The organism is Stutzerimonas stutzeri (genome assembly GCF_000935215.1).
In the GTDB taxonomy this organism is placed as follows: Bacteria; Pseudomonadota; Gammaproteobacteria; order Pseudomonadales; family Pseudomonadaceae; genus Stutzerimonas.
This window is the reverse complement of sequence record NZ_JXXD01000339.1, coordinates 1-405: the sequence shown is the minus strand read 5'-3', so window position 1 is coordinate 405 and position 405 is coordinate 1. Positions and strand designations below refer to the sequence as shown.

The window sequence follows — 405 nt, the reverse complement described above, 5'->3', positions numbered from 1 at the left end:
GTTCGGTCACCTCGAGCATCAGCCGCGCCAGCGGTTGATCGGCGAGTACCGTGCCAAGCGCGCCAGCGAGGATGGTTTCCGGCGAAACATTGAGCGAAAGGTAGCTATCTGCCGGCAGCTGATCGAAGTCGTGCAGGGCCGCCTCGATCAGGGCGACCTCCAGCTCCTGCTGCAAGCCGACCAGCCCGGCCTCGGCGAACCACTTGTCCGGGGTTCGCTGCGGCTGCGCGCTGAATCGAGCCAGCGCCTCGTGGCCAACGATGCGGTTTTCCACCAGATGCACGATGGGTTGGTACACCACCGAATACGCGCGCTGCTCGAGCACCGAGCGGATGCGCGTGAGCGTCTCGGCATAGCGAATCTCATTGAGCGCATGGCGTTCCAGCAATCTGCCGGCGAAGTCGG

Annotated in this window: 1 protein-coding gene; it reads right to left on the bottom strand. The window is 64.4% G+C overall.

The window, feature by feature from the left end:
- Nucleotides 1-405, bottom strand: a 405-nt coding sequence (locus LO50_RS23175) for an EAL domain-containing protein (protein WP_044316502.1), incomplete at both ends; no start/stop codon positions are given.